Source organism: Kitasatospora sp. NPDC001175, from assembly GCF_053598215.1.
In genome coordinates, this window is sequence record NZ_JBSFJU010000046.1 from 1 (window position 1) to 25,761 (window position 25,761).

Annotated in this window: 11 protein-coding genes and 3 pseudogenes; 4 read left to right on the plus strand and 10 right to left on the minus strand. The window is 73.1% G+C overall.

Annotated elements, in window-relative coordinates; all coding sequences use genetic code 11:
- Nucleotides 1–104 (plus strand): annotated as a pseudogene (locus tag ACWDAK_RS27545) (hypothetical protein); the annotation flags it as partial.
- 55 nt (nt 105–159) lie between these two features.
- Here ACWDAK_RS27545 and ACWDAK_RS27550 read toward each other — a convergent pair.
- The 8 genes and pseudogenes from ACWDAK_RS27550 to ACWDAK_RS27585 all read right to left on the minus strand — a co-directional run.
- A pseudogene (locus tag ACWDAK_RS27550) lies at nt 160–993 on the minus strand (thioesterase II family protein); the annotation flags it as partial.
- On the minus strand, nt 878–8,170 hold the full coding sequence (locus tag ACWDAK_RS27555; protein WP_427395063.1) for a hybrid non-ribosomal peptide synthetase/type I polyketide synthase: 7,293 nt from the start codon (nt 8,168–8,170) through the stop codon (nt 878–880). The pseudogene ACWDAK_RS27550 and the gene ACWDAK_RS27555, both read right to left, overlap by 116 nt.
- A 62-nt stretch (nt 8,171–8,232) precedes the next feature.
- The gene (locus ACWDAK_RS27560; protein ID WP_427395062.1) at nt 8,233–13,941 is read right to left on the minus strand and encodes an amino acid adenylation domain-containing protein; all 5,709 of its coding nucleotides are present in this window, start codon (nt 13,939–13,941) and stop codon (nt 8,233–8,235) included.
- The gene (locus ACWDAK_RS27565) at nt 13,934–17,770 is read right to left on the minus strand and encodes an amino acid adenylation domain-containing protein (RefSeq protein ID WP_427395061.1); all 3,837 of its coding nucleotides are present in this window, start codon (nt 17,768–17,770) and stop codon (nt 13,934–13,936) included. The genes ACWDAK_RS27560 and ACWDAK_RS27565 overlap by 8 nt, the downstream gene beginning before the upstream one ends.
- A 2-nt stretch (nt 17,771–17,772) precedes the next feature.
- On the minus strand, nt 17,773–18,744 hold the full coding sequence (locus ACWDAK_RS27570) for a TauD/TfdA family dioxygenase (RefSeq protein ID WP_427395060.1): 972 nt from the start codon (nt 18,742–18,744) through the stop codon (nt 17,773–17,775).
- Between the two features lie 80 nt (nt 18,745–18,824).
- A complete protein-coding gene (locus tag ACWDAK_RS27575) occupies nt 18,825–20,144 on the minus strand; it encodes an MFS transporter (protein WP_344640257.1) in 1,320 nt (439 codons plus the stop codon).
- A complete protein-coding gene (locus ACWDAK_RS27580) occupies nt 20,129–21,649 on the minus strand; it encodes a condensation domain-containing protein (RefSeq protein ID WP_344640256.1) in 1,521 nt (506 codons plus the stop codon). Before ACWDAK_RS27580 ends, ACWDAK_RS27575 begins: the two co-directional genes overlap by 16 nt.
- A complete protein-coding gene (locus ACWDAK_RS27585; RefSeq protein WP_344640255.1) occupies nt 21,646–21,861 on the minus strand; it encodes an MbtH family protein in 216 nt (71 codons plus the stop codon). The genes ACWDAK_RS27580 and ACWDAK_RS27585 overlap by 4 nt, the downstream gene beginning before the upstream one ends.
- A gap of 350 nt (nt 21,862–22,211) precedes the next feature.
- Here ACWDAK_RS27585 and ACWDAK_RS27590 point away from each other — a divergent pair, with 350 nt between their 5' ends.
- Complete coding sequence (locus ACWDAK_RS27590; protein ID WP_344640254.1) at nt 22,212–22,376, plus strand: hypothetical protein; 165 nt, start codon at nt 22,212–22,214, stop codon at nt 22,374–22,376.
- A 636-nt stretch (nt 22,377–23,012) separates the two neighbouring features.
- Here ACWDAK_RS27590 and ACWDAK_RS27595 read toward each other — a convergent pair.
- Nucleotides 23,013–23,327 (minus strand): annotated as a pseudogene (locus ACWDAK_RS27595) (integrase); the annotation flags it as partial.
- Nucleotides 23,328–23,608: 281 nt separating this feature from the next.
- Nucleotides 23,609–24,187, minus strand: coding sequence for a TetR/AcrR family transcriptional regulator (locus tag ACWDAK_RS27600; RefSeq protein WP_344640253.1), 579 nt, complete (start codon nt 24,185–24,187; stop codon nt 23,609–23,611).
- 86 nt (nt 24,188–24,273) lie between these two features.
- On the opposite strand from ACWDAK_RS27600, the gene ACWDAK_RS27605 reads away from it, so the two are divergent.
- Entirely contained in the window at nt 24,274–25,155 is an 882-nt protein-coding gene (locus ACWDAK_RS27605; protein ID WP_344640252.1) for an SDR family oxidoreductase, read from the plus strand.
- A gap of 318 nt (nt 25,156–25,473) precedes the next feature.
- On the plus strand, nt 25,474–25,686 hold the full coding sequence (locus ACWDAK_RS27610; protein WP_344640251.1) for a hypothetical protein: 213 nt from the start codon (nt 25,474–25,476) through the stop codon (nt 25,684–25,686).
- The last annotated feature ends 75 nt before the right edge of the window (nt 25,687–25,761 follow it).

Consider the following 25,761-nt stretch of genomic DNA (forward strand, 5'->3'; position numbering starts at 1 on the left):
GCGGCCTGTCCTGCCGGGACACCCTGCGCCTGGAGGCGGGCATGCCGCTGTACGGGCACGAGCTCTCCACCGAGCTGACCCCCTTCGACGCCGGGGCGCGGCGCGGAGCGTGTCCAGGAGCGCGGTCCGCTCGCTGTGCAGGAAGAAGTGGTCCCCGGGCAGAACGTGGTGGGCGAAGCCGCCGGTCGTCTGCTCGTGCCAGAAGGCCACTTGGTCGGGCGGCACCTCCCGGTCCTCCGTTCCGGCGAAGGTCACGACGGGGCAGTCGAGCGGCGGTTCGGGCTGGTACGCGTACGTCTCGACGACCGAGAAGTCCGCGCGGATCGTCGGCATGAGCAGTTCGAGCAGCTCCGGCTCCGCGAACACGTCGTCCGGGACGGCCCCCAGGTCACGCAGCCGGGCCACCACGGTGTCGTCCGGCCGGTCGTGCACCTGTGGCTTCCGGCGCGGGAGCTGCGGGGCGGGGCCGGCGGAGAGGAAGAGGACGCGCGGCAGGTCGGCGCCGCGCCTGCGCAGCTCCCGGGCCAGTTCGAACGCCAGAAGGGCACCCATGCTGTGTCCGAAGAGCGCGTAGGGGACGTCGAGTTCGTCCGCCAGCGCGGTGGCGAGCGTCTCGACGAGCGGCCGCGCCCGTTCGAAGGCGTTCTCACCCCAGCGGGTCTGCCGGCCGGGCAGTTCGACGGGGCAGACTTCGACGTCGTCCGGGAAGAGCGCGGGCCACGCGGCGTAGGTCGAGGCCCCGCCTCCCGCGTACGGAAGGCAGAAGAGACGGACGGCCGGTGCGGCCGGGCGCCGCGCGCCCACGATCCAGCCGTGGGCGCGCGTCGCGCGGGGTGTTGCGGTTCGGTTCACCTTGAGGTCTCCGTGACAGATCGGCTCAGTCGGCGAGCAACGCCTGGGCTTCTTCCTCGGACAGTTCCTCGATCTCGGCGAGGAGGTGGTCCTCGATGACGAGCGCGGTGTCCGCCAGCGTCTGGCTGTCGAACAGGACACGGATCGGCAGCTCGGTGTCGAGCGCCTTGCGCAGGTGCACCACCGCGCGCATGGCCATGAGCGAATCTCCACCGAGGGCGAAGAAGTTGTCGTGGACACCGACGCGCTCGATCTTGAGCATGTGCGCCCAGACCTCGGCGACGGCCTCCTCTATCGGGGTACGCGGAGCCTCGTAGAGCGGCGTGGCCTCCTCGACCACCTGCTCGGGCACCACGAGCGCCCGTCGGTCGACCTTGCCGTTCGCGGTGAGCGGCAGTTCGTCGATCTCCACGTAGACGTCCGGCACCATGTACCGGGGCAGCTTCGTACCGAGGAAGTCGCGGAGGTCCTGCGGAACGTCGTGCGCGGTCTGCGGGACGACGAAGGCGACCAGACGCTTCGCGCCGCGCGGCTCCCCCTGGACCACGGCCACCGCCGCCCGGACGTCCGGGTGCTGCATGATCGCGGCCTCGATCTCGCCGAGCTCGATGCGGTAGCCCTGCACCTTGACCTGGAAGTCCTCGCGGCCGAGGAACTCGATGTCGCCGCTCGGCAGGAAGCGTCCGAGGTCTCCGGTGCGGTAGAGGCGCCGGCCGGTCTCGGGGTGGACGATGAAGCTGCCCTTGGTCTTGGCCTCGTCGTGCAGGTAGCCCTGGGCCAGACCCACGCCGCCGATGTAGAGCTGGCCGGGCACCCCGGTCGGGCGCGGCCGGAGCGCGTCGTCAAGGACATGGAACGTCTGGTTCCGCATGGGCCTGCCGTACGGGATGCTCGGCCAGTCGGCCGGCACCTCGCCGATCGGGTAGAGGATGGACCAGATCGACGCCTCCGTCGCACCGCCGAGGCTGACGACCTCCGGGGCGCCGAGCACCCGCCGGATGCGGTCCGGCAGCGTGACCGGCAGCCAGTCGCCGCTCAGCATCACCAGCCGCAGCGCCGTGCTGGTCGCCTCCTTCACGCTCATGTGCTCGACGAGCAGCTCCATCAGCGCCGGCACGGAGTTCCAGAGGGTGACCCGGGCCGTCTCCAGCAGGTCGAGCCAGGCCGCCGGGTCGCGGTGCGCGCCGGCGTCGGGCATGACGACCGCACCGCCGACCGCCAGCGGGCCGAAGACGTCGTAGACCGACAGGTCGAAGCTCAGCGACGACAGGGCCAGGACGCGGTCGTCGGCCCCCACGCCGAAGCGGTCGTTGATGTCCACGATCGTGTTGAGGGCGCCGCGGTGGTCGATCATCACGCCCTTCGGGAGACCGGTCGAACCCGACGTGAAGATGACGTACGCGAGGTCGTCCGGCGTGGCGGGACCCTCCAGTCGCAGACCGTCGGCCGCGCGCTCCTCCAGGGGGAGTTCGTCGACCCGGAACACGGCCGGGACACCGGCGAAGCGGTCCTCGCCGCCCTGTGCGACGCGGCCCTGGGTGAGGACCGCGCGGGCCTGGCCGTGTGAGAGCAGGAGCCGGATGCGCTCGTCGGGCAGTTCGGGGTCGATGGGCAGGTAGGCGGCGCCCGCGGCGAGGATGCCCAGGACGGCGGCGCACTGCTCCCAGCCCTTTTCCATCACCACCGCGACCAGGTCGCCTGGCCGCACGTCGAGGCCGGTCAGGCGCCGGGCGATGCCGCCGGCCCGCGCCGCCAGTTCCCCGTAGCTGAGGGTGCGGCCCGGGGTGACGACGGCGGTGCGCTCGGGCGTCCGGGCCGCCGTGGCGAAGAACGGTGTGTGCAGCAGCCCCGACGGGAGCGGGCCTTCGGTGCGGTTGTACGCCTCCCGCTCGGCCAGTTCGGCGCCCGGGACGAGCAGGGGCGTGCGCCGGCTCCAGTTGTCCTCGTCCCGCGCGAGCCACTCCAGCAGTTCCAGCGTGGCCGCGTGGATCGCTGCGACGAGACCCTCCGGGAAGAGCTGCTCGACCGCGTCGATGTCGAACGCGAGCGCGCCGTCGACCTCGTAGACCTGTGCGTCGATCCAGACCTGCGGGGTCTGCGAGATGCTGTACGCCACCTCGCCGATCGGGGTGTCCTGGCCGTGGTCGAGGAAGAGGCTGGTGAACACGACCGGCATGGCCGCCGCCGCGTCACCGCGTGCCTTCTTCATCTCCCGTATGACGCGCACACCGCTGAACACACGGTGGTCGATGTCGGTGATGAGCCGGTCCCGTACGGCGCGGGCACGCGCCTCGAACGTGGCCTCGCTCGCCGCGTCGACCTCGAGCAGGGTCACCGAGGTGAAGTCGCCGACGATGGCGTCCACCTCCGGGTGCAGCGGAAGCCGGTTCGCCATAGGGAGGTTGAGCGTGAAGCGGCGGTTCTTCGACCAGGTGGCCAGCGCCTCGCTGTAGGCCGTCAGAAGCAGCGCCGTGGGTGTGATGCCGCGCTGAGACGCCCGGCCCTTGACGCGTTCCCAGGTGTCCCGGGGCAGCAGGCCCTCCACGCGCTTGAAGCGCGGGGAGTCGACGGTGCGGGGGTCGCGGGCCAGCGGGAGTTCCGGGGCGAGAGCCAGGGCCGGGATCCGCTCCCGCCAGTAGGCCTCCGCACGGCGGTACAGCTCGGAGGACTCCAGGCTGTGCTCCGCCAGCACGTAGTCACGGAAGGACAGTTCGAGCGCGGGCAGCTCGACGTCCGGCCGCTCGTAGAGGTGGGCGAGTTCGCGCAGCAGGACGTTCGAGGCCCGGGCGTCGGTGACGAGACCGTCGATGCTGTAGTGCAGTCGGGTGCGGCCGCCGTCGAGGACCGAGGCGCGCAGTTCGAACAGCGGCCATCGGTCGGCCTCGAAGTTCTGGTGGGACATGGCCGCGCGGATGCTCTCGAGAGCCGCGTCCGCCTCGTTCCCGGGCCGTCCGCGCAGGTCCTCCGTCTCGATGACGTAGTCGGGGACGTCCGTCAGGATCTGTTGCTCGCCGTGCGGGAGCACGACGGCGCGGAGCATGCCGTGCCGCTGGATGAGCCGGCGGAAGGCCCGTTCCATCCGGGGCAGGTCCAGGTCCTGGACGTCGAACTCCTCGTACCCGTGCATGCCGACGTTGCCGATCTCGAAGACGCCGGTGCGGCCGATCCAGTACGCCTGCTGGACGTCCGTCAGCGGGAAGGGCACCCCCTCGTTGGCGGGGTCCGGCACCACGGTCGGCAGCGCCTCCAGCAGGGTGTCCCCGGCCTCGGCGCGGGCGGCGCGCACGGCGGCGGCCAGACCGCGGATCGTCGGCTCGCCGACGAAGGTGCGCAGCGGGACCTCGACACCGCAGACCGTACGGACCTGCGCGACGAACTGGGCCGCGAGCAGGGAGTGTCCGCCGAGCTCGAAGAAGTCGGTGTCCGGGGCGATGTCGGGGACGCCGAGGAGGTCCGAGAAGATCGCGGCGACCTGGCGCTCGGTGTCGTCGGTGTGGTCCGCGCGGGCCCCGCAGGTCGCGCCCTGCGGGGCCGGGGCGGTGCCCGGTGCGAGCTCGGCTGACGGTTCCACGACCGCCTGGCAGCTGCCGGGGGCCGCGCCGACCACGCGGGCCGCCCACCGCTCGACGGCGGCGTGGTCCGCGCGCGACCAGACGAAGCCGGTCCACGGGATCTCGGACTCGCGGCCCACCAGGGCGACACGGGTCTCGACGACGGCGGCGACCGGCGAGCGGGACGGCTCGAAGCCGGCGTCACCCACGAGGTGGACCTCGCAGGCGAGCACGGTGCCCGCGGGCGCCTGGGCGACCGCCGTGGTGGCGTGCTCGAGTGCGTCCAGCACGTCGGCCCGCAGGGCGTTCGCGTCGAGCAGCACCAGGAGGGTGGACGGTACGACCGGGGCGGCGGGCAGCGGGGTCACCGTGCCGCCCGCACGGATCAGGGCCCGGGTGAACACGGTCGCGACCGGGTCGTCGCCCGTCGACGTGTAGTGCGCACCGGCGTGTCGGCCGGCGTCGGTGCCGGTCGCCGCGCCCAGAGGGGCCAGCTCGGGCACGAAGCGGTGGCCACCGCGGAGGGCGACGACGGGTTCCACGAGCGTGCCGTCGAGTTCCGCGAGCAGCGCGGTGGTCAGGCGGCGGGCGGCCGCGGCCGTTCCGGGTACGGGCACGTCGAGGAGCGTCCGGGAGCCCGGCCGTCCGGCGTGGGCCCAGGCGGTCAGCGCGCTCTTCCCGGGCACGAGCGGTTCCTCGCCGGTGACGTCGAGCGCGCCGGACACCATGGTGACGAGCCGTGCGCCGTCGTCCCCGCGTGCCGTGACGGCGCGCTCCAGCGCCTCCAGCTCCTCCAGCGCGTGGAAGGCGTCGGGCTCGGCACCGGTGCCGAGCAGCGCCGCGTGGACCACGCCCGCGATCCGCTCGTCCGCGGTGAGCGTGGTCTCCAGGAGCCGGGCGCAGTCGTCCTGGGTGCCGACGGCGCCGGCCGGGACCTCGATCACCCGGGAGCGGGTGTCGTGCAGGCGCTCGGCGAGGCCCTGGAGGGCGCCCACCTGGTCCGTGACGACCAGCCACGCGGCCGGTGCCGTGGCGTCGTGCGCGGCCGCGGGGCTCGCCGGGCCCACCCGGCGGAAGCCGCGCACCGCGAGTCCGTCCGGGTTCGCGCGCGCCGTGCGGGTGCCGCGCGGCGGGTCGACCCAGTACCGCTCGCGTTCGAAGGGGTACGTCGGGAGCACAGTGCGGCGCGGCGTCTCCCCGTCGTGCAGCGCCTCCCAGGCGAGGGGTGCGCCGAGGCGCCACAGTTCGCCGGCGGCGGTAAGCATCTCCTGCTCGGCGTCGGCGTCCGGGCCGGCCGACGGCAGCGAGGCGACCGCCCCGTGCGCGTCCTTCCCGGCGCGGGCGAGGCCCGTCAGGACGTGGCCCGGGCCGACCTCGAGCAGCGTCGCGCCGGGGCGGCTCACCGTGCGCAGGCCGTCACCGAACCGCACGGTGGAGCGCAGATGGCGGGCCCAGTACGCCGGGCTGGTGGCCTCCTCCTCGGTGACCCACGTGCCGGTCACGTTGGACACGAAGGGGATCCGGGGCGCGGCCAGGGCGACGCGTGCGACTTCCACCTCGAACGCGTCGGCGGCGCCGTCCATCATGCGCGAGTGGAAGGCGTGCGAGGTGCGCAGCCGCTTCGTGGTGACCCCGCGTTCGGCGAGGCGCGACTCGACGGCCTCGACCGCCTCGAAGGGGCCGGAGACCACGCACTCGCGCGGCCCGTTCACGGCGGCCAGGACGGCCTCCGCGCCGAGGAGTGGCGTGACCTCGCTCTCCGGCAGCGGCACCGCCGCCATCGCACCGGCGGGCGCGCCCTGCATCAGCCGCCCGCGTACGGCGACCAGGCGCAGCGCGTCCTCGTACGCCATGACGCCGGCCAGGCATGCGGCGACGAACTCGCCGAGGCTGTGTCCGAGCATGGCCGCCGGGCGGATGCCCCAGGAGGCCCACAGCCGGGCGAGGGCGTACTCGACGACGAAGAGGGCGGGCTGTGCGTACTCGGTCCGCCGGATCTTCTCCTGGGCGGTCTCCCGCTCCGCGTCGGCGGGGTACAGCAGGTGGCGGATGTCCTCCCCGAGCACCGGCAGGAGGATCTCGGCGGCGCGGTCGACCTCCGCGCGGAAGACCGGCTCACGCTCGTACAGGGCGAGACCGGTGCCGATGCGCTGGGCGCCCTGTCCGGGGAAGGTGAGGACGACCTCGCGGTCCCGGTCCGTCTCGGGCCCGGCGGAGTGCGTCGGGGCGGGCCCGCTCAGGGCCTCGGCCGCCTCCTGGATGCTGCCGGCCACGACGAAACGGCGGTACGGCAGGGTCCAGCGGCCGTGCTGCAGGGTGTGCGCCACGTCGTCCAGGCGCTCCTGCGGGTGGGCGCGCAGATGGGCGGCGAGCTCCGCGGCGGCGGTGTCGAGCGCGGTGGGCGTGGCGGCCGAGAGGGGCAGCACGTGCCGGCCGCGGCCCGGCCCGGCGGCGGCGGGGGGCCGCGGCGCCTCCTCCAGGATCAGGTGGGCGTTGGTGCCGCCGATCCCGAAGGAGCTGACACCGGCGCGCAGCACGTCGCCCTGCCACGGGGCGAGTGCGGCGTTGACGTAGAACGGGCCTTCCTCCAGGCCGAGTCGCGGGTTCGGCTGCGTGTAGTGGAGGGACGGCGGGAGTTCCCGCGCCTTCAGCGCCAGCACGGTCTTGATCAGGCCGACCACACCGGCGGCGGTGTCGAGGTGGCCGATGTTGGTCTTCACGGAGCCGAGGGCACAGCGGTGCGCCGCGCCCGCGCCGGCGAAGGCGTTCTTGAGGGCCGCCACCTCGATGGGGTCGCCGAGCTGGGTTCCGGTGCCGTGGGCCTCCACGTACGAGACGGTGGCCGGATCGACCCCGGCGACGTCGAGCGCCTCCGTGATGACGTCGGCCTGTCCCTCGACACTCGGGGCGGTGAAGCCGACCTTGCGGTCGCCGTCGTTGTTGATGGCGGAGCCGCGGATCACGGCGTGGATCACGTCGCCGTCGGCGAGGGCGTCCGCGAGCCGCTTGAGGACCACGACACCGGCACCGCTGCCCGGGACGGTGCCGGAGGCACTCGCGTCGAAGGCCCGGCATCGGCCGTCGGCGGACAGGACGCCGCCCTCCTCGTACCGGTAGCCGCGCCGGTGCGGGACGACGGTCGCGCCGCCCGCGAGCGCGATGTCGCACTCGCCGCCGATCAGGGCCTGCGCGGCGGTGTGCACGGCGACCAGCGAGGTGGAACAGCCGGTCTGCACGCTGACGCTCGGGCCGCGCAGGTTCAGCTTGTACGAGACCCGGGTCGGCACGAAGTCCTTGTCGTTGCCGATGGAGGTCTGGAAGGCGCCGATGCGCTCGACGAGGCCTTCGTGGGCCAGCAGGTTGTGCCGCAGGTAGGCGCTCTCCCCGACGCCGGCGTAGACGCCGGTGACGGCGTCGGTGGCGTCCGAGGGCAGGCCCGCGTGCTCCAGGGCCTCCCAGGCGCACTCCAGGAAGATCCGGGCCTGCGGGTCGAGCATCTGGGCCTCGCGCGGGGAGAACCCGAAGAACCGCGCGTCGAACCGCTCCATGTCGTCGAGGACGCCGAGCGCGGGGCGGTGGTCCGGGTGCGCGAGCTCTTCGGGGGCCGCGCCGTCGGCGAGCAGTTCCTCGTGCGTGAAAGTCGTGACGCTGTCCACGCCCTCGCGCAGGTTGTGCCAGAAGGCGTCCGGCGTTCGGGCACCGGGAACCCGCAGTGCCATGCCGACGACGGCAACAGCGCCGGCGGGCAGGTCGTTTTCGTCGCTCATCGCTTCTGTCTCCAAATGGTCCGTCATCGGTGGCTTCACATCCGTCCGCGGCGTCTGCGCTGTCATCTCGTGTGCCTCCTGGTCCGCGCCGTTCGCGCGCCCTGCAGCTGCCGGCGGGCGGCGGCGCGGCGGCGCCCCTCGGCTCCCGTGGCCGCCGTGGGCCCGTCGCCCGCGGCGAGGTGCCGGGCGAGGGCGCGCACGGTCGGGTACTGGAACAGGTCGACCACCGGCACCGCTCTGCCGAGCGTCTCGGTCAGCCGCGACTGCACCCGCACGACGAGGAGGGAGTGGCCGCCCAGTTCGAAGAAGTTGTCGTCCACGCCGACGCGTTCGGTGGCGAGGACCTCGCGCCAGACGTCCGCGACGACGCGCTCGATGTCGCCCGTGGGTGCGTCCGGTGACGTGGGCGTCCGCTCCGAGCGCAGGGGGAGCGGCAGCGCACGGCGGTCGGTCTTGCCACGCTCATTGCGCGGGAGCCGGTCGAGCGTGACGACCACGGCGGGCACCATGTAGCCCGGCAGACGCTGCTCCAGGTGCGTGCGCAGCTCCGCCTCCGACGTGGCGCCGGCCAGGGCCACGTACCCCGCGAGCAGCGGCCGGCCGGGCGTGTCCTCGCGCAGCACCGCCGCCGCGTCCCGTACCCGCGGGTGCGCGGCGAGGGCGGCCTCGATCTCGCCGAGTTCGATGCGGAAGCCGCGCAGCTTGATCTGGTCGTCCGTGCGGCCGAGGAACTCCAGTTCGCCGCCGGGGCCGCGGCGCGCGCGATCCCGGGTCGCGTACATGCGCTCGCCGGGCCGCCCCCAGGGGTCGGGCAGGAAGGACCCGGCGGTCCGCCCGGGGTCGCCGAGGTAGCCGTGCGAGACGCCGGGACCCGCGAGGTACAGGTCGCCCGGGACGCCCTGCGGTACGGGCCGCAGCGCATCGTCGAGCACGTAGGCGCGGACGCCGGGCAGCGGCCTGCCGATGGGGACGGTGCCGCCCGCCGCCCGGCCCGGCGGTGGGGCGACGGGCGGCTCGTGGACGGTCGCCGTGATGGTCGTCTCGGTCGGACCGTAGGCGTTGAGGAGGCGGATGTGCGCAGGCACGGCGGCCTGCCACTCGGCGAGCTTGCCGCCGTCGACGCGTTCGCTGCCGACGACGACGAGGCGCAGCGTCCGGCATGCCGTCGGCGGGTGCCGGTCCAGGGCGGACACCCACTCGTGCCAGTACGACCCGGGCAGGTTCAGCACCGACAGGCGTTCGTGCCGGGCCAGGGACATCAGTTCGTCGATGCCCGGCACGGGCCCCGCCGGCAGCAGGACGACGGTCGCGCCGCGGACGAGGCTCGCGAAGAGCTCCTCCGCCGCCACATCGAAGGTGAGCGACGCGAACTGCAGGACCCGGTCCTCCGCGCCCAGCCCGTACCGCTCGGCCACCGCCTCCAGCGTGTGCACGAGGTTCGCGTGGCTGACGCACACGCCCTTCGGGCGGCCGGTCGTACCGGACGTGTACAGGACGTACGCGGTCGCCGCGGGGTACGCGGCGTGCTCACCGGCGGGCAGGCCGGCCCCGTGCTCAAAGGCGTCCTCGACGGCGACGAAGGGCACCTCCGGGTAGGACGGCGCGCCGTCCGCACGTGATCCGAGGACCAGGGCGGCCCGCGCGTCGCGCAGCACGTGGCCGAGGCGCTCCGGCGGGGTGCCCAGGTCGACCGGGACGTACGCGGCGCCCGCCTTGAGCACACCGAGAAGCGCGACGGGCCACTCCAGGCAGCGGTCCATCCGTACGACGACGGTGTCGCCCGCGCCCACCCCCCGCGCGCGCAGGTGCGCGCACACGGCGTCCGAGCGTTCCCGCAGCTCCGCGTAGTCCATCGACCGGTTGCCGTGGACCAGCGCCGGGTGCTCCGGCGCGCGGGTGGCCGCGGCGTCGACGAGCCCGTGCAGCGTGACGGCCCGACGCGCCGGAGCCTCGGCCACCGGCCCGACCAGGGCGGTGAGTTCCTCGGCGTCGATCATCTCCAGGTCGGTCAGGCGGGCGTCGGGCGTGGCGAGCGCGGAGTCGAGGAGGGTGAGGTAGTGCCGCATCATCCGCTCGACCGTCGCCCGGTCGAAGAGATCGACGTCGTACTCCACCGAGCCGCACAGCTCGCCGGAGTCCAGCGACGCCTCCTCCCACACCACGGTCAGGTCGAACTTGGCGACCCGGCCCGCGCCTTCGCGCAGGGACACCGTCAGGCCGGGCAGCGCGCTGGTGCCCGCCGGCGCGTTCTGCATCGCCAGCATCACCTGGAACAGCGGCGTCCGGCTCGGGTCGCGCGGCGGCCGTGCCGCCTCGACGACCTGCTCGAACGGCAGGTCCTGGTGCTCGTAGGCGCCCAGCGTGGTCTCCCGCACCCGGGCGAGGAACTCCGCGAACGTGAGGCCGTCCTCCCAGCAGGTGCGCAGCACCAGCGTGTTCACGAAGAAGCCGACGAGCTCCTCGAACTCCGGCCGGGTACGCCCCGACACCGGTGTGCCGACGCTGACGTCCCGTGCCCCCGCGTACCGGCCCAGGACGAGCTGGAACACGGCGAGGAGCGTCATGAAGCGGGTCACCCCGTGCGCCCGGCTCACCTCGCCCAGGCGCTCGGTGAGCCCGGGAGCGAGCCGCAGCGCGAACGCCTCCCCCGAGTACCGGGGGGCGGGGGGACGCGGGCGGTCGGTCGGCAGTTCCAGGCAGGCGGACGCCCCCGCCAGGCGGTCCTTCCAGTAGGCGGCCTGCTCGTCGCGCGCACCGGCGTCGAGGAACCGGCGCTGCCACGCCGCGTAGTCCGCGTACTGGGCCGGAAGGGGCGGCAGCGACGCGGCCGTGCCGCCCCGCGCCGCCGCGTACAGCGCGCCGAGGTCGCGGACGAGGACGCCCACCGACCATCCGTCGGAGACGGCGTGGTGCAGGGTGAGCAGCAGCAGGTGCCGCTCCTCGGCCAGCCGCAGCATACGGACCCGGACCAACGGCCCCCGGGCCAGGTCGAAGGGGCGTTCCGCCTCGCTCCGCGCGAGGTCGTCCGCCGCGCGCTCGCGCTCCGCCGCCGGCAGGTGCCCCAGGTCCTCGACGCGCACGGGCACGTCCGCGTCCGCGTCGACAACCTGGAGCGGCTCGTCCCCGTCCGCCACAAGGCGGGTGCGCAGCGAGGCGTGGCGCCGCACGAGCCCCTGGACGCCCTCGCCGAGCGCGGCCACGTCGAGCGGTCCGTCGACGGAGAGCACCAGCGGCACGTTGTAGAGCGGGCTGCCCGGAGCGAGCCGGTCCAGGAACCACAGGCGCTGCTGGGCGAAGGACAGGGCGTGCGGACCGCCGCCGGTGGAGACGACGGCCAGGTGGGCGTCCCCACGGCGGGCCGTGGCGGCTCGCGCGGCGAACCCTTCGACGGTCGGTGCCTCGAAGACGGCGCGGACGCCGAGTTCCACGCCGAGCCGTGCCGCCACGCGTGCCACGGCCTGCGTCGCGAGGAGCGAGTGTCCGCCGAGCGCGAAGAAGTCGTCGTAGGCGGAGAGCTTCGGGACTCCCAGGAGGTCGCCCCAGACCCGCGCGACAAGTTCCTCAGTTGCTCCACGCGGCGCGACGTACGTCTCGGCCAGGACGCCGTCATCGTCCGACGGCGCGGGCAGGGCGCGTCGGTCCAGCTTGCCGTTAGGGGTGATCGGCAGTTCGGGCAGCGTGACGAACCGCGCGGGCACCATCGCCTCGGGCAGCCGAGCCGCGAGGTACGCGCGCAGCTCGCGCGGCGCGGCCCGGCGCTCGCCCGGGGGGACGACGTATGCGACGAGGCGCTCGGAGCCGTCCGCACCCTGCACGTCGACGACGGCCGCCCGCACGTCCGGGTGCGTGGAGAGCACGTTCGCGATCTCGTCGGGCTCGATGCGCACGCCCCGGATCTTCACCTGTGTGTCGGCGCGGCCCAGGTACTCGAGCACGCCGTCCTCGCGCCAGCGCACCACGTCGCCGGTGCGGTACAGGCGCTCACCCACGCCGAACGGGCTCGGCACGAACCGCTCCGCGGTCAGGTCGGGCCGCCCGACGTAGCCGCGCGCGAGGCCCGCGCCGCCCATGTGCAGTTCGCCGGGCACGCCGATGCCGGCCTCCCGGCCGCTCCGGTCGAGCACGTGCAGGCGGGTGTCGGCGATGGGCCGCCCGATGGGGACGCGGGCCGCGTCCGGCGCCGTGTCCACGATGTCGTACGTGCTGGCGATGGTGGTGCCCTCGGTGGGGCCGTACGCGTTCACCAGCCGCAGCCCGGGCACGACCGCGCGCAGGGCCGCCACGCGCCGCGGGTCCGCCGCCTCGCCGCCGAAGAAGAGGGTGCGCAGCGGGGCGAACATGGCCGGGGCGGTGTCCACGCACCGGTGGAAGAGCGCGGTGGTGAGCAGCATGGCGGTGACCCCGTGCTCATCGACACGGGCGCGCAGCAGGTCGGGCGTGAGCGCCTCGTCCTTGCTGATCCCGACCAGCCGGGCACCGTTCACCAGCGCGCCCCAGACCTCCCAGGTGGCCGCGTCGAAAGAGGTGTTGGCCACCTGCGCCACGACGTCGGAGGGCCCGAAGCCGAGGTAGCCCGCGTCGCAGACCAGGCGCACGATCCCGCGATGGGTGATCGCGACGCCTTTGGGACGACCGGTGGACCCGGAGGTGTAGAGCACGCACGCCTGCTGCTCCGGGCGCACCGCGGGCAGCTCCCCCGTGGTCAAGGAGAGTTCCGCAGGCGGCGCGCCCAGCTCGTCGGTCCGCAGGACCGGCACGTCGCCGGCGAGGGTGACGTCCCGGTCGGCCAGCACGAGGTACGCCCCGCTGTCCTCGACCATGTAGGCCAGCCGAGCCTCCGGGTGTCCTGGGTCCAGCGGCAGATAGGCGGCGCCCGCGGTGAGGACGCCCAGCATGGCGACGACGAGCGACGCCGACCGCTCCATGGCGAGGCCGACCACGCTCTCCGGCCCGACGCCGCGCTCGACGAGCCGGTGCGCCACGTGCGTCGCGTGCTCCCGGAGCCGCGCGTAGGTGACGGTTTCGTCGCCGTAGACCAGCGCGACGGCGTCCGGAGCGGCCTCGGCCCGGGCCTGGAAGGCGGCCACGACGCTGTCGGCGCGGGCCGCGCCCCCTTCGGTTCCCCACGCGGCCAGCAGGGCGCGCTCCTCCGGGGTGGTGTGCGCCAGGTCCGCGACACGCTCCTCGGGCGAGGCCAGCGCGGATTCCAGCAGGGTCACGTAGTGCGTCGTCATCCGCGCGACCGTGGCGCGGTCGAGCAGGTCGCCGTCGTACCGCGCCGTACCGCGCAGCGCGCCCGGCCCCGAGCCTTCGGCCGGCGCCGCCTCCCAGGCCACGGACAGGTCCTCGGTCCGGAACAGCGGCACCTGGTCCGGGGTGTTTGACGCCTCGAGGGCCTGCGCGCCGTGCTTATGCACGTGTCGCAGGAACTCCGCGAAGCTCTGACCGTCCTCCCAGCGTGCCCTGACCGCCCGAGTGCCCGGGTCCGCGTGGGCGTCCCGTGGCATCCGCGGATCAGCGGCGACGCCGACGTCGATGGCGACGTCCCGCACCCCGGCGTACCGGCCCAGGACGAGCTGGAAGGCGGCCAGGAGCGTCAGGAAGCGGCTCACCCCGTGCTCCCGGCTCAGCTCGTCGAGGCGCCGGGCCGTGGCCGGCCCCAGGGTGAACGTGAGGGACTCGGTGCCGCGACTTTGCGCGGCGGGGGCCACCCGGTCCGCCGGCAGACGGAGTGCGGGCGGCCCGGCGACGTCCTGCTGACGTTCAGTCACGGGTCACCCGCTTCTGGGCCGTGGGCTCCTCGATGGCCCGCCCGACCAGGTCGGCGAGATCGCCGACCGCGGGCGCGCGCATGATGCCGTGGTGGTCCGCGTCGACGGAGGCGAACGCGAGGCCGGGCCCGACCAGGGCACGCCAGCCCCAGGTGCGGTCCTCGTCCCGCGGGGTGCCCGCAGGCTCGGCCCGGACGAGCAGAACGGGGTAGTCGGGAGTCCGGGTGTTCGGGTCCGTGTCCTCGGAAAGGCATTCCAGAGCGGTCATGTTCGAGGCGTAGACGTCGAACAGCGCGCGCAGCTCGTCCTCTCCCGCGGTCGGCGGCAGATGCCCGTTGCTCCGCATGGCATCCAGCAGCAGCGCGTACGCCGCGGGTCCCGAGGGCAGCTGGGCGGGCAGGTCCAGCTCGTAGTGCCAGGCGAAGCGGCCGACGAGGACCTCCTCGGTCAGCGGCTGTACCTCCTCGCCTGCCTCGTCCTCCTCGTCGTATCCGGGGGCGGGGCAGTCGACGATCACCAGACGGGCCACCTCACGCCCCTTGAGGCGAAGCGCCCGGGCCGTCTGAAGCGCCATCAGTCCGCCGTAGCACCAGCCGATGATCACCGGCGGCTCGGCACAGGCCGCGGCGATCGCGTCGGCGTAGTCCGCGGCCATCTCGTGGAAGTCCTGCTGCGGCGGCCTGCCGTGCAGGCCCCAGGACTCGACGCCGTGCACGGGCCGGTCGGCCGGCAGCAGGCGAGCGAGTTCCCAGTAGCTGAGGGTGCTTCCGCCGCCCGGGTGGATGCAGAAGACCGGGGCGGCGCCCTGGGCGTGCCGCAGGGGCACCAGGTTGGAGTCCTGTCCCGCGCTGCCTCGCACGAGTCCGGCCATGGCGGCGACGGTCCGCGCGCTGAAGATCGAGGACATCGGAAGCCGGCAGCCGAAGGCGGCGTTGGTACGGGAGATCAGCTTGATGGCGCGCAGCGAGTACCCGCCGAGCTCGAAGAAGTCGTCCTCGGGCGAGATGCCGTCCACGCCCAGGACCTCGGACCACAGGACGAGGAGCCGCTGCTCGACCGAGTCGCGCGGGCGACCGGCCCGGGTGCGCTGCGCCTCCACGGGCGTCAGGGCTTTGCGGTCGAGTTTGCCGTTGCTGGTCAGCGGCAGGCGTTCCAGGACCTGCCAGCCGGTCGGGACCAGGGCCGCGGGGAGCTCGCCGCCGAGCGCCGTCCGCAGATCGCCGGGCGACGGGGCGCTCTCGTCACCGGTTGCCACCACATAGGCGTCGAGGTGGGACACCAGGCCGTTCTCGTCGGTGCGCGCGACCACGGCCGCGGCGCGCACGCCGGGCTGCCGGTGCAGAAGCGCCTCGACCTCGCCGAGCTGCAGCCGGTACCCGCGCAGCTTGACCTGGTCGTCGAGGCGGCCGACGATCTCGACGCCCGCACCAGGCACCAGTCGGCCGACATCGCCCGAACGGTACGTTCCCCCGTCGACCGGCCAGCCGAAGCCCTCGCGTCCTTCGTCCAGTTCGGACAGGTAGCCGAGGGCGACGCCGGGGCCGCTGATCAGCACCTCACCGGGACACCACGGCGGCAGCGGCCGGCCCTCGGGGTCGGCGACGGTCAGGATGTTCCGCCCGAGGCCGGTACCCACCGGCACCGAGGAGCACCGCTCGTCGACCGGCGCCTCCAGCGGCAGGCAGGAAGCGCCGATGGTGGTCTCGGTGGGCCCGTAGTGGTTGAACACCCGCAGTTCCGGGGCGAGTTCACGTAGCCGGTCGTGCAGCCCGCGCGGCAGCGGCTCGCCGCCGAGCACCAGCACCTCCTTCGGGAGCAGTTCCCGCGGGTCGTCGGCCTCGGCCAGCAGCACCGAGAGGTGCGAGGGCACGAGCTTCATCGCGGTCACCGGGTCGGTCCGCAGCCGCTCGGCGAGCACCCGCGGGCTGGTGGCGACGTCGGTGTCGAAGAGGTGGACGCAGCCGCCGGCGGCGAGCGTGGGGAACAGGGCCGTGTAGGAGAGGTCCGCGGCCAGGGTGGACACGGCCGCGAACCCGGCGCCGTCCGGCAGCCCGAACCGGTGCAGAGCCGCCTCGGCGTAGTGGGCCAGCTGGCGGTGGCCGACGACGACGCCCTTCGGCCGCCCCGAGGTCCCCGAGGTGAAGATCACGTACGCGGCGCCCCCGGCGTCGGCGGGGCCGGACGTGAGGTCGGCGGGCAGGCCGTCCGGGTCCGGCAGGGGCAGCGACGGGACGGAGAGCGTGACACCCGCGGCGGCCCGGGGGACGAGGACCGGTGCGGAGCCGAGCTGGCCCACCACCGTCTCGACGCGCTCCGTGGGCCACCCGGGATCGACGGGCGCGAACGCGGCCCCGGCGAGCCAGGTGCCGATCATGGCGGCCAGCGTGTCCGCCGAGGCCGGGGCCAGCAGGGGCACCCGGTCGCCGGGCCGCACGCCCCGGGTCCGCAGCAGGGCGCCGACGGCCTCGGCCCGATGGGCCAGTTCACGGTAGGTCAGCGTCTCGTCGCCGCTGCGGACGGCGGCCCGGTCGGGCGTGCGCCGGGCCTGCCGGAGGAAGCGCTCCAGCACCGTCTCCCCCTCGCCGGGGAGTTCGGCCGGGGGCGCGGCCGGTGCGGCGGCGACCAGACGCAGCGTGCCCGCGGCCCGCTCGGGGTCGGCCAGGGCGTCGGCGAGAAGCTGCTCGTACGCCTCGGCAAGCGGTGCCAGGTCGTCGGCCGCGATCCGCGCGCCGGTGCCCGCGAAGGTCAGGAACAGGCGCTCCGGGCCCTCGGTGCAGTCCAGATGGAGCGTGCCGGGCGTCTCCGGCCTGTCGAGGCGTCCCGGTTCGGTGGCCGCGGCCCAGGGGTCCCGATGATGGCGGAAGGAGAGCACGGGGCTGGCGGCGCCGTCCCCGGCGCCCCGGGCGGCGCTCCGCGGGTCGCACCGGTACTGCCTCGCAGCGGCGTCCCGCAGGGCGTCGGCCGCGGCGCGCGCGGCGCGGGCGAACGACTCCTCCGGATCGAGCGTCGGCCGCGTGACCACCGGGCGCTCGAGCAGACCGGGCATGCCGCTCAGCCCGTCCGCGGAACGCCCGTCCGTGACCACCACGACCCGGTCGTCGCTGTGGTGGGTGTAGCGCGCGTACAGGGAGCACCACGCGGCGAGCAGCAGTGCGGCCTCGTCGACGTCCAGGTCACGGGCGGCGGTCCGCAGCCGCCGGAGCGCGGGGCCCTCGACCGTCAGGGACAGCGTCTCGGGCTCGGCGTCGGGGTTCCACAGGCGGGCCGGCGCGAGGAACGGGAGCGCGGTCCGCGTCCCGGCCGTCTCCTCCGTCTCCTCTGCGGTGCCCGACGGGTCGATCTCGTCGGCGAGCCAGCCGGTGACGTCGGTGTACTGGAGCCGCTCCTCGCCGGCCTGCGCGTCGGCGTCCTGGGGGGACTCGCCGAGCAGGAGACCGGTGATCACGCTCCAGGTCGTACGGTCCACGCTCAGCCGCGGCAGACCGAGGCGGAGCAGGCTGCCGTCCGGGCTGTCGGTGTGTTCCACCGTGAGCTCGCCGGCCCGCAGCAGCGTGCTGCCGAACGGACCCGGCGCCACGTCGACCGGTCCCGCCGCGTCGACCACCTGGACGGGCATACGCAGCCCGGGCAGGGTGACGTACCGGGTGCGCAGGATCTCGTACTGCGCGACCAGTGCTTCCATCCGCCCGGCCAGCAGGCTCGGGGCGATCGTCGACGCACAGCGCACGCCGTGCTCGGCCCGGTGGTCGGCGCCCTGCCGCAGGTACACCGCCTGCTGCTGGGGCGAGAGCTCGTAACCCTCGATCTGCTCGGGTTCGACCGCGGTCATTCTCATTCCCCCGCACATTCGTCGTGACGGCCGTTGTGCTCGTCGGTCATCGCCACGAGGACCCGGCGCGGGCCCTCGTACGGGTCCCGCCCGTGCGAGACGAGCATGTTGTCGATGAGCAGGACGTCGCCCTCCTGCCAGGGCTCGCGCACCGTCTCGGCGGCGAAGGCCGCGCGTACCTCGTCGAGAACGGCGTCCTCGATGGACTCACCGTCGCCGTAGTAGACCTGCCGCGGGATGTCCGCGGGGTCGCCTTCCAGCAGTTCGGCGCTCACCTCCGCGGGCAGGGCGGAGGTGTGGAAGAGGTGCGCCTGGTTGAACCAGATCTCCGCCCCGGTCACCGGGTGCCCGATCACGGCCTGGCAGATCTGTGAGGTGCGGAGCCGGTCGTCCCCGTACCAGGTGAACTCGATGCCCTGGGCCCGGCAGAGAGCCTCGACCTCGGCACGGTCCTCGGTCTCGAATGCCTGCTGCCAGCTCAGGTCGAACCCGGTCCCGTAGTTGCGTACGTAGCGCACGCCCCGCCGGGCGAACTCGTCCAGCAGCGACCGGTCCAGGCGGGCCGCGACCCGGCGGCTGTCCGCCAGCGGGGTCGCACCGCCCGCGGCGGCGGCCTGGTCGCAGTAGAACCACAGGTACGTCGGCCAGATCCGTGCGTAGGCCATCTCGTTGTGCTGCGGAATGGTCTGGTCGGCGGGGTACTCGGTGGACGTGTACACACCGGACACGTCCGAGCGGCTGCGCGGCGTGGATCCGTAGGTGTAGTTGAGCAGTTGGGGGGACCACTCCTTGACGACGGCGTGGAAGTCCGCGGCCCCTGACACGGGGAAGCCCCGGAAGAGCACCGCGCCGCGCTCGCCCAGCAGTTCCTCCACGCGGGAGCGGTTGCCGCGCACCCAGTGGGCGAGGTCGACCGAGGGCGCGGTGGGCTCGATCACGGAGATGACGGAGTGCGGGTCGTGGCTGACAGACACGAGTTCCTGCGTTCCGGACACGGCGACCCGACGGCGGATGCCCCGGACACTCGTGGGAGACGTTGTGGTCATGATGGTCCTCACAGGTTGAGGGGGAGGGACGGCTCGGGGGCCTTCGGCTCGGCCGCGGCCTGTGCGGCCTCGTCCAGCCGGCGCACGCGGCGAGCCGGGGAGAGGAAGAGGATCAGGGACGGCACGAGCAGGCCGATCGCCGACACCAGGACGGCCTGTCGGAGGCCCAGGGCCGTGCCGAGCGCGCCTCCGAGCAGCGAGCCGATCGAGAGGGCGCCCCAGGCGAAGGTGCGCACCGTGGCGTTGACCCGCCCCAGCAGGTGGTCGGGGGTCACCGCCTGCCGGTAGCTGATGACCGTCACGTCGAAGACAGGGATGCCGAAGAGGGCGATGAAGCTTGCGACCGCCGCGGTCGCGACCGCCCAGAAGGAGCTCCCGTGCACGCCCGCGAGGACGAGGTAGCCCAGCGCCGGGAAGACCAGGGACAGGACCAGCGTCGGGCCGACACCCCAGCGGAGGGTCAACCGGTCGGCGACCAGCGCACCGCACAGGGCACCGGCGCTGCCGACGGCCGTGATCACGCCGATCGCGGCCGCTCCGACCTCGGCCTCCCTGATGAGGAAGAGGAAGTACACCGCCATCACGGCACTGAAGGAGAGGCTCGTAAAGACGGCTGCCACGGTGCACCAGCGCAGTACGGCGTGCTGCTTGATGACGCTGAAGCCCTCACGCACCGACGTCCACACCGAGGGCGCCTTCCGGTCGGTGTCCTCGGCGGTGCGGGGAGCCGCGTCCGCGGGCAGCTTGGCGAGGGCCAGGGCGGAGACGGCGTAGCTCACGGCGTCCAGGACGATCACCACCGGCGCGCTCAGCGCGCTGATCAGCACACCCGCGGTGCCGGGTCCGGCGACCTCCGCGACCGACTCCGAGACCTGGAGCTTGCTGTTCGCCTCCATCAGCCGTTCGCGGCCGACCAGGCCGGGGACGTAGGACGGATAGGCGATCTCGAAGAAGACGGTCATCGTGCCGACGACGAAGACGACCAGGAACAACTGCCCCATGGTCAGCATGTCCAGCAGATAGGCGACCGGGATCCAGGTCAGCGCGGCGAACCGGACGGCGTTGGTCCAGACGAGGATCGGCCGTCGGGCCCGGCGGTCCACGAATACGCCGACGAAGAGCCCGAACAGGAGGAAGGGAAGCTTCTCGAGCGCCCCCATCAGGCCGGATTCCATGGGCGTCGCGTTCAGGACCAGCACCGCGGTCAGGGGAAGCGCCACATAGGTGATCTGCGTCCCGAGGAACGACACGGACTGGCTGGACCACAGCAGGAAGAAACCTCGGTGCCGGAACAGGGAGCCCGGCTCGGCGGTCACGGACACGGACACGGGGGAACCTCCAGATCGGAAGCGGGGGGTGCGATCTCGGAAAGCCGCCGGTCCGGATCCGCCGCGGCGGTCGTGAGCCAAGCGCTGAACTCCTCAACCAGGCCGCGCACCGTCACCTCGTCGAAGAGCGAGCTGTCGTACTCGACGCGGAGTTCGAGCCGGTCCGCCGCCGGGAGGAGATGGAAGGTGAGGTCGAACTTCGTCGCCTCGACGACGTCGGGCGTCTCCTCGACCTCGAGGCCGGCCATCTCCAGCGGCGCGTCGGGCACGTTCTGCAGGGCCAGCCAGGCCTGGAACAAGGCCTTGCGGCCGTCGGTCCGCCTGCCCACGTGTTCGATGACCTGCTGGAACGGCACGTCCTGGTTCTCGTAGGCATGGAGCGTTCGCTCCCGTACGCAGGAGAGCAGCCCGGCGACGGTGGGGTCGCCGGACAGGTCCGTCCGCATCGCGAGCGTGTTGATGAAGCATCCGATCAACGGATCGACCGCGGGATCGGGTCGGCCCGCCACCGGTGTGCCGACCACCACGTCCTGGCGGCCCGCGCGGCGGCCGAGGACCGCCGAGTACGCCGCGAGCAGCACCATGAACAGGGTGGTCCCGGTGCTCCGGGTCAGCTGGACGGCCGGCTCCGCCGGGATCGCGGCGGTGAAGCAGCGGCCCGGGACCAGGGGCCGGTGCTCCGGCGGCCTGGGTCGGTCGGTGGGTAACCCCAGGTCCCGCGGCGCGCCGTCGAGCGTCTCCTGCCAGTACGCCAGCTGCCGGGCGAACCGCTCGGCCTGGGCGCGCTGCCAGTGTGCGTGGTCGCGGTACTGGACGGTGAGTTCGGGAAGCGTGGGCCGCTCGCCGCGGGCGTGCGCGGTGTACGCGGTCGTCAGCTCCTGCAGCAGGATGTTGGTCGCCCAGGCGTCCGTGGCGATGTGGTGCAGCGTGATGTGCAGGTAGTGCTCGTCATCGGAGAGCCGCAGCAGCAGGGGACGGATCGGCGCGTCCAGCTCCAGGTCAAACGGCGCGGTGGTGGCACGGTCGAGCAGTTCCCACGGGTGGCCCGCCACGTCCCGGAGCGGCAGCTCGACGGGCTCGGGGTCGCCGACCACGGCGGTCGGTTCGCCTTCGGGGCCGATCGGATAGCGGGTGCGCAGGATGCTGTGCCGGGCGGTCAGGGTCCGCAGTGCCTCCGTGAGGGCGGGCACGGACAGCTCTCCCTTGAGGTGTAGGGTGACCGGCACGTGATATGCGGACGACTGTTCCTCGAAGGTGTACGCGATCCAGAAGCGCTCTTCGGGGAAGCTGAGCGGCCCGCGCCGCTGAGCGGCGGAGAGCGCGGGGGAAGTCGCCCCGGCCGTGGGCGCCGCGGCGGCGCCGGAGCCTGCTCCGCGGCCTGCCAGGCGCTTCGCCAGAAGCGCGCGCTTCGCCGGCGACACGGAGTCCAGGCGCGTCTGCGCGGCGGTCCTTCGTCCGGCCGCGTCCGGGAGGGAGGGACCGGCCTGCCCGGCAGCGGTGGTCAACAGTCCGCCGCCATCTGCGTCACGAGACTGAGCGGCCGCATGTCCGTCCAGTGCCCGTTGACGTAGTCGAGGCACGAAGACCGGTCCGACGGCCCGTGCACGAGGGCCCATCCGGCGGGTACGACGGAGAACTCCGGCCAGAGCGCATGGTGACCGTCATCGTTCGTCACCACGACGAACCGACCCTGGGGATCGTCGAGCGGATTCAGCATCAAGCCTCACTCCTCGGGGTTACCGGGACGCCAGAACGGCGGTCCTTCCAGAAATGCGTGCACTGCGCACGCATCCCTGTCACCGTAGCAGCAATGCGTGCGATGCGCACGCTTTTCGGAAGAGAGAGACCGCGCCCGCCCGACCGAAGCCGGCCAGGGTCGGTCGGCGTGCAGCCGCCGAGGCACTGAAGGAGGCGGTCGCCGCCGGCCGGGCCACCAGAATCTGATGTGGCACCAGGGCCTGGCCGGAGCCGGGAGAACAGGGCAGTGACCAGCTCCCAGCCGCGGCCGCACTCCCTGATCCCCACCCGCCCACCCGGCCACCACCCCGGGCGAGCGCCGCCGCCCAGATGCTCCACCTGCGCACCGCCACCATCCCGGCGCCGGTGCCGACCGCGGCCGCCGAACTGATCGCCGCCCACCTGGACGACCCCGACCCGGTCACCCGCGAAGCCGCCACCGACGTCCACACCCGCCTGACCACCGCCCCGGAGGACGCCGCACCCGGCCGGTGATCACCCGTCTCACCGAAATTTGACCGACGCTGGCGATCTCCGAGGTCAAACGTCGTTGGTTGCGGCTCTTGCAGGGGTGGTGATTCGAGGACGCGCGGCGCTCACGAGCCACGCCGCACCCACTGCGGTCATGTTTCTTCATGCCCGGCTCGTGGGGCGGCCTGCCTGGACACTCCACCGTCGCACACCCGAGCGCGCCGACCGGCTACGTGCTCCGGCTGGCTCGCAAGCGGCGCCACACCCCGCTCCGTGCGGGACCGCTGGAGCCGACCGCGCCCCGCCGGACGCCTGTCCAGCGGGGACTCTTCTTCACGACCGCCAGCCGACTGGCCCCTCGACCCGGGGAAGGCCGGCGATGATCAGGTCGAGGGCGAATTCGAAGCGCTGGTCGAAGTTGTCGGGGCCGACGTACGGCAGGGCAGTGGCCGGGGGTCGGGTGGGTTTCGGCCGGGACCTGGTCCGGCAGGAGGGCCGGTGCGGTCTCCCGGGCGGCCTGCTGTTCCTGGGTGAGGCCCAGGGCCAGGTAGAAGATCGACCAGTGGGTCTACGCGGCCGTGCGCGGTGGGAGGCCGGCCGCCAGCAGGGTGGCGATCACGGTGTCGGCGTAGCGCAGCGTGCGGGGCTCGGCGGCGAAGACGAGTTCATGCGGGGGATCCGGACGCCGCTGAGGACAACCTGGATCCCCGCGTCCTTGAGGAGGGCGCCGAACAGTGCGGGGAACTTCCTGTCCCGGTCCCGGATCATGTAGCGCGCCCGGCATCCCGCGTCCTCGAGGTCCATGACGAGGTTCTTCGCCGCCTGTGCCACCCAGGATGCGGTCGGATGCGCGGTGGCGCCCAGGATCCGGATACGGCGGCTGGTGTGCTCGATGACCGCGAGCACGTGCAGCCGGGCTCCGGACAGGGTGACCGTTTCGAAGAAGTCGCACGCGAGGAGTACGTCCGCTTGCGACGGGTACCAGGGGGTCTCGGCACCACCAACGACCTGCGCGCCTCCATAGTCACGGTGCGGTCGCGGGGCGTTCCTGTACACGGCCTTCGTGGGCCCCGTAGCGCCCGGGTGCCGGTCGATGAAACGCGTCACGGCTCCTTGCAGAGGCGTTCCGGACTCGGCTGCGGCCTCCTTGGACGCCTGGATATGGCGGCCCACTGCCAAGATCAGGCCAGCGAGCTCGAAGAGCTGCGAGGTCTGCTTCTCGTCCACCGCACCAGCGCTGGACGATGCTCGTCCGGTCAGCCCAGCGATGCGCTCGCCGCACGCAGTTCGTCGAGGGCCGCCAGGGTGTACCCGGCGAGCTCGTCCTCGGCGCCACGGTCGTCCTCGGCCCATTCGGCGTACCCCCGTTTGAAAGCGAGGACGCCCAGCTCGCCCGCGAGAGCCGCAGTCGGATCGGGTACGCCGCGGGCGACCAGGGCGGTTGTCATCGCGGCCGCGAGACTGACGGTCTTGAGGGCGTCACGCTCTTGAAGCTCGGCGCTGGCGGCGACGGCCGCCTTCAGGCGGGGGGCGAGCTCGCGACTCCTGGGGCCCATCGCGGTCGAGGCGCGCTCGAGACCGGCAGCGACTGCCTCAAGCGGGCTGGCGTTACCGGGCGCGTCGGCGATCCCCTCGGTCAGCAGCCGGCTCAGCGTCTCCTGCCCGGCGACCAGCAGCTCGCGCTTGTCGGGGAAGTGCCGGAAGAAGGTGCTCTTGGTGACCCCGGCACGCTCGGCGATCTGCGCGACCGTCGTGGCGTCATACCCCTGCTCCGTGAACAGGTCGACCGCAGCCACGACGAGGCGTTCACGCGCACCTGGTTCCCATCGACCCATGGGTTCAGCATATGCGATGGGACTCTTGTCCCGTCACCCTGCTAGGGTGATGGGACAAGAGTCCCATCACTTCTGGGAGGGTTTCCATGCGCATCTTTGTCACCGGCGGCACCGGTCTGATCGGTTCCGCCGTCGTCGCCGAACTCCTCGGCAACGGCCACACCGTCCTCGCGCTCGCCCGCTCCGACGCCTCCGCACAGGCCGCCGAGGCAGCCGGCGCCGAGCCGCTGCGGGGAGGCCTCGCCGATCTGGACGTCCTGCGCTCCGGCGCCGCCCAGGCCGACGGGGTGATCCACCTGGCCTTCGGCAACGACTTCAGCAGCCCCGAAGCCCTCGCCCAGAACGTCGCCGAGGAGACCGCCGCCCTCACCACCCTCGGCGAGGAGCTCGTCGGCAGCGACCGCCCCTTGGTCACCGTCTCGGGTACGCCCTGGGTGCCGGGCCGTGCCTCCACCGAGGCCGACCCGGTGCCGACCGACGGGCCGGTCGGCGGCCGCAGTCGCACGGTCACGGCGGTCCTGGGCCTGGCCTCCCGCGGGGTCCGGAGCACGTCCGTACGCATGCCGCGCACGGTTCACAACGAGGGCGCGGGCGGGTTCGCCGGTCTGCTGACCAACATCGCACGCCAGAGCAGGATCTCCGGCTACCCCGGTGACGGCACACAGCGCTGGCCCGCCGTCCACGCGCTCGACGCGGCCGTTCTCTTCCGGCTCGCCCTGGAGCAGGCGGAGGCCGGTACCGTCTGGCACGCCGTGGCCGACGAGGGGGACAAGGTACGGGACATCGCGGCCGTCATCGGCCGACGGCTGGGCCTGCCGGTCGAGTCGGTGCCGGAGGAGACCTACGGCCCGCTCGGCCCGATCTTCAAGGCCGACCAGCCCTCGTCCAGCACCCGCACCCGGCAGGCGCTCGGCTGGGAGCCGAAGCACCCCAGCCTTCTGGAGGACCTGGAGAACATCCAGCCCTGATCGGCGACCGACGATCGGGGCGGACCCGCTGGCGGCGCTCACGTTGACAGCAGAAAACCCTCACCTACGTCACTCGCGACCGACCGTCTCGCCGCAGCGACATCTCGTACCCGCACATCCCGCGGTCAACGCCCTTCCGCTGCTCCGGCTGCCGCACGCTGCCTGTCGTCAAACGTTCGAATGACGACAGATACGACGGGCGTCCAATGAACCCGGAGTTTTCGGGGCGCGCATCCAATCGGATCCGATGGCGGATGACGACAGGGTTTGGTGACAGCTACGGCCGGATGCGATGCGACCACCGACACGGGGAGCGGCATGGCCAATCTGGTCTACAAAAAGCTTCTGACCACGGGTCAGGGGTCGGTTCCGGGCCGCCTTGTAGCTGGTGATCACCGCCGGGTCGGCATCGGGAGCGCCATCGTCGAGTCCGGCGAAGCCCAGGTCGGCGATGGTACCGAGACCGTCCCATGTCCGGGCGGTGCTCGGCGTATGCGGCCGCCGCGCCGCGAATGGCGAGACGTGAAGTGACTGTTCGTCATCATCATCCGTACGATCACGCTACCATGTTGGTTCATGAGTAAGGTAGGTAACCAGTAGAGCAAT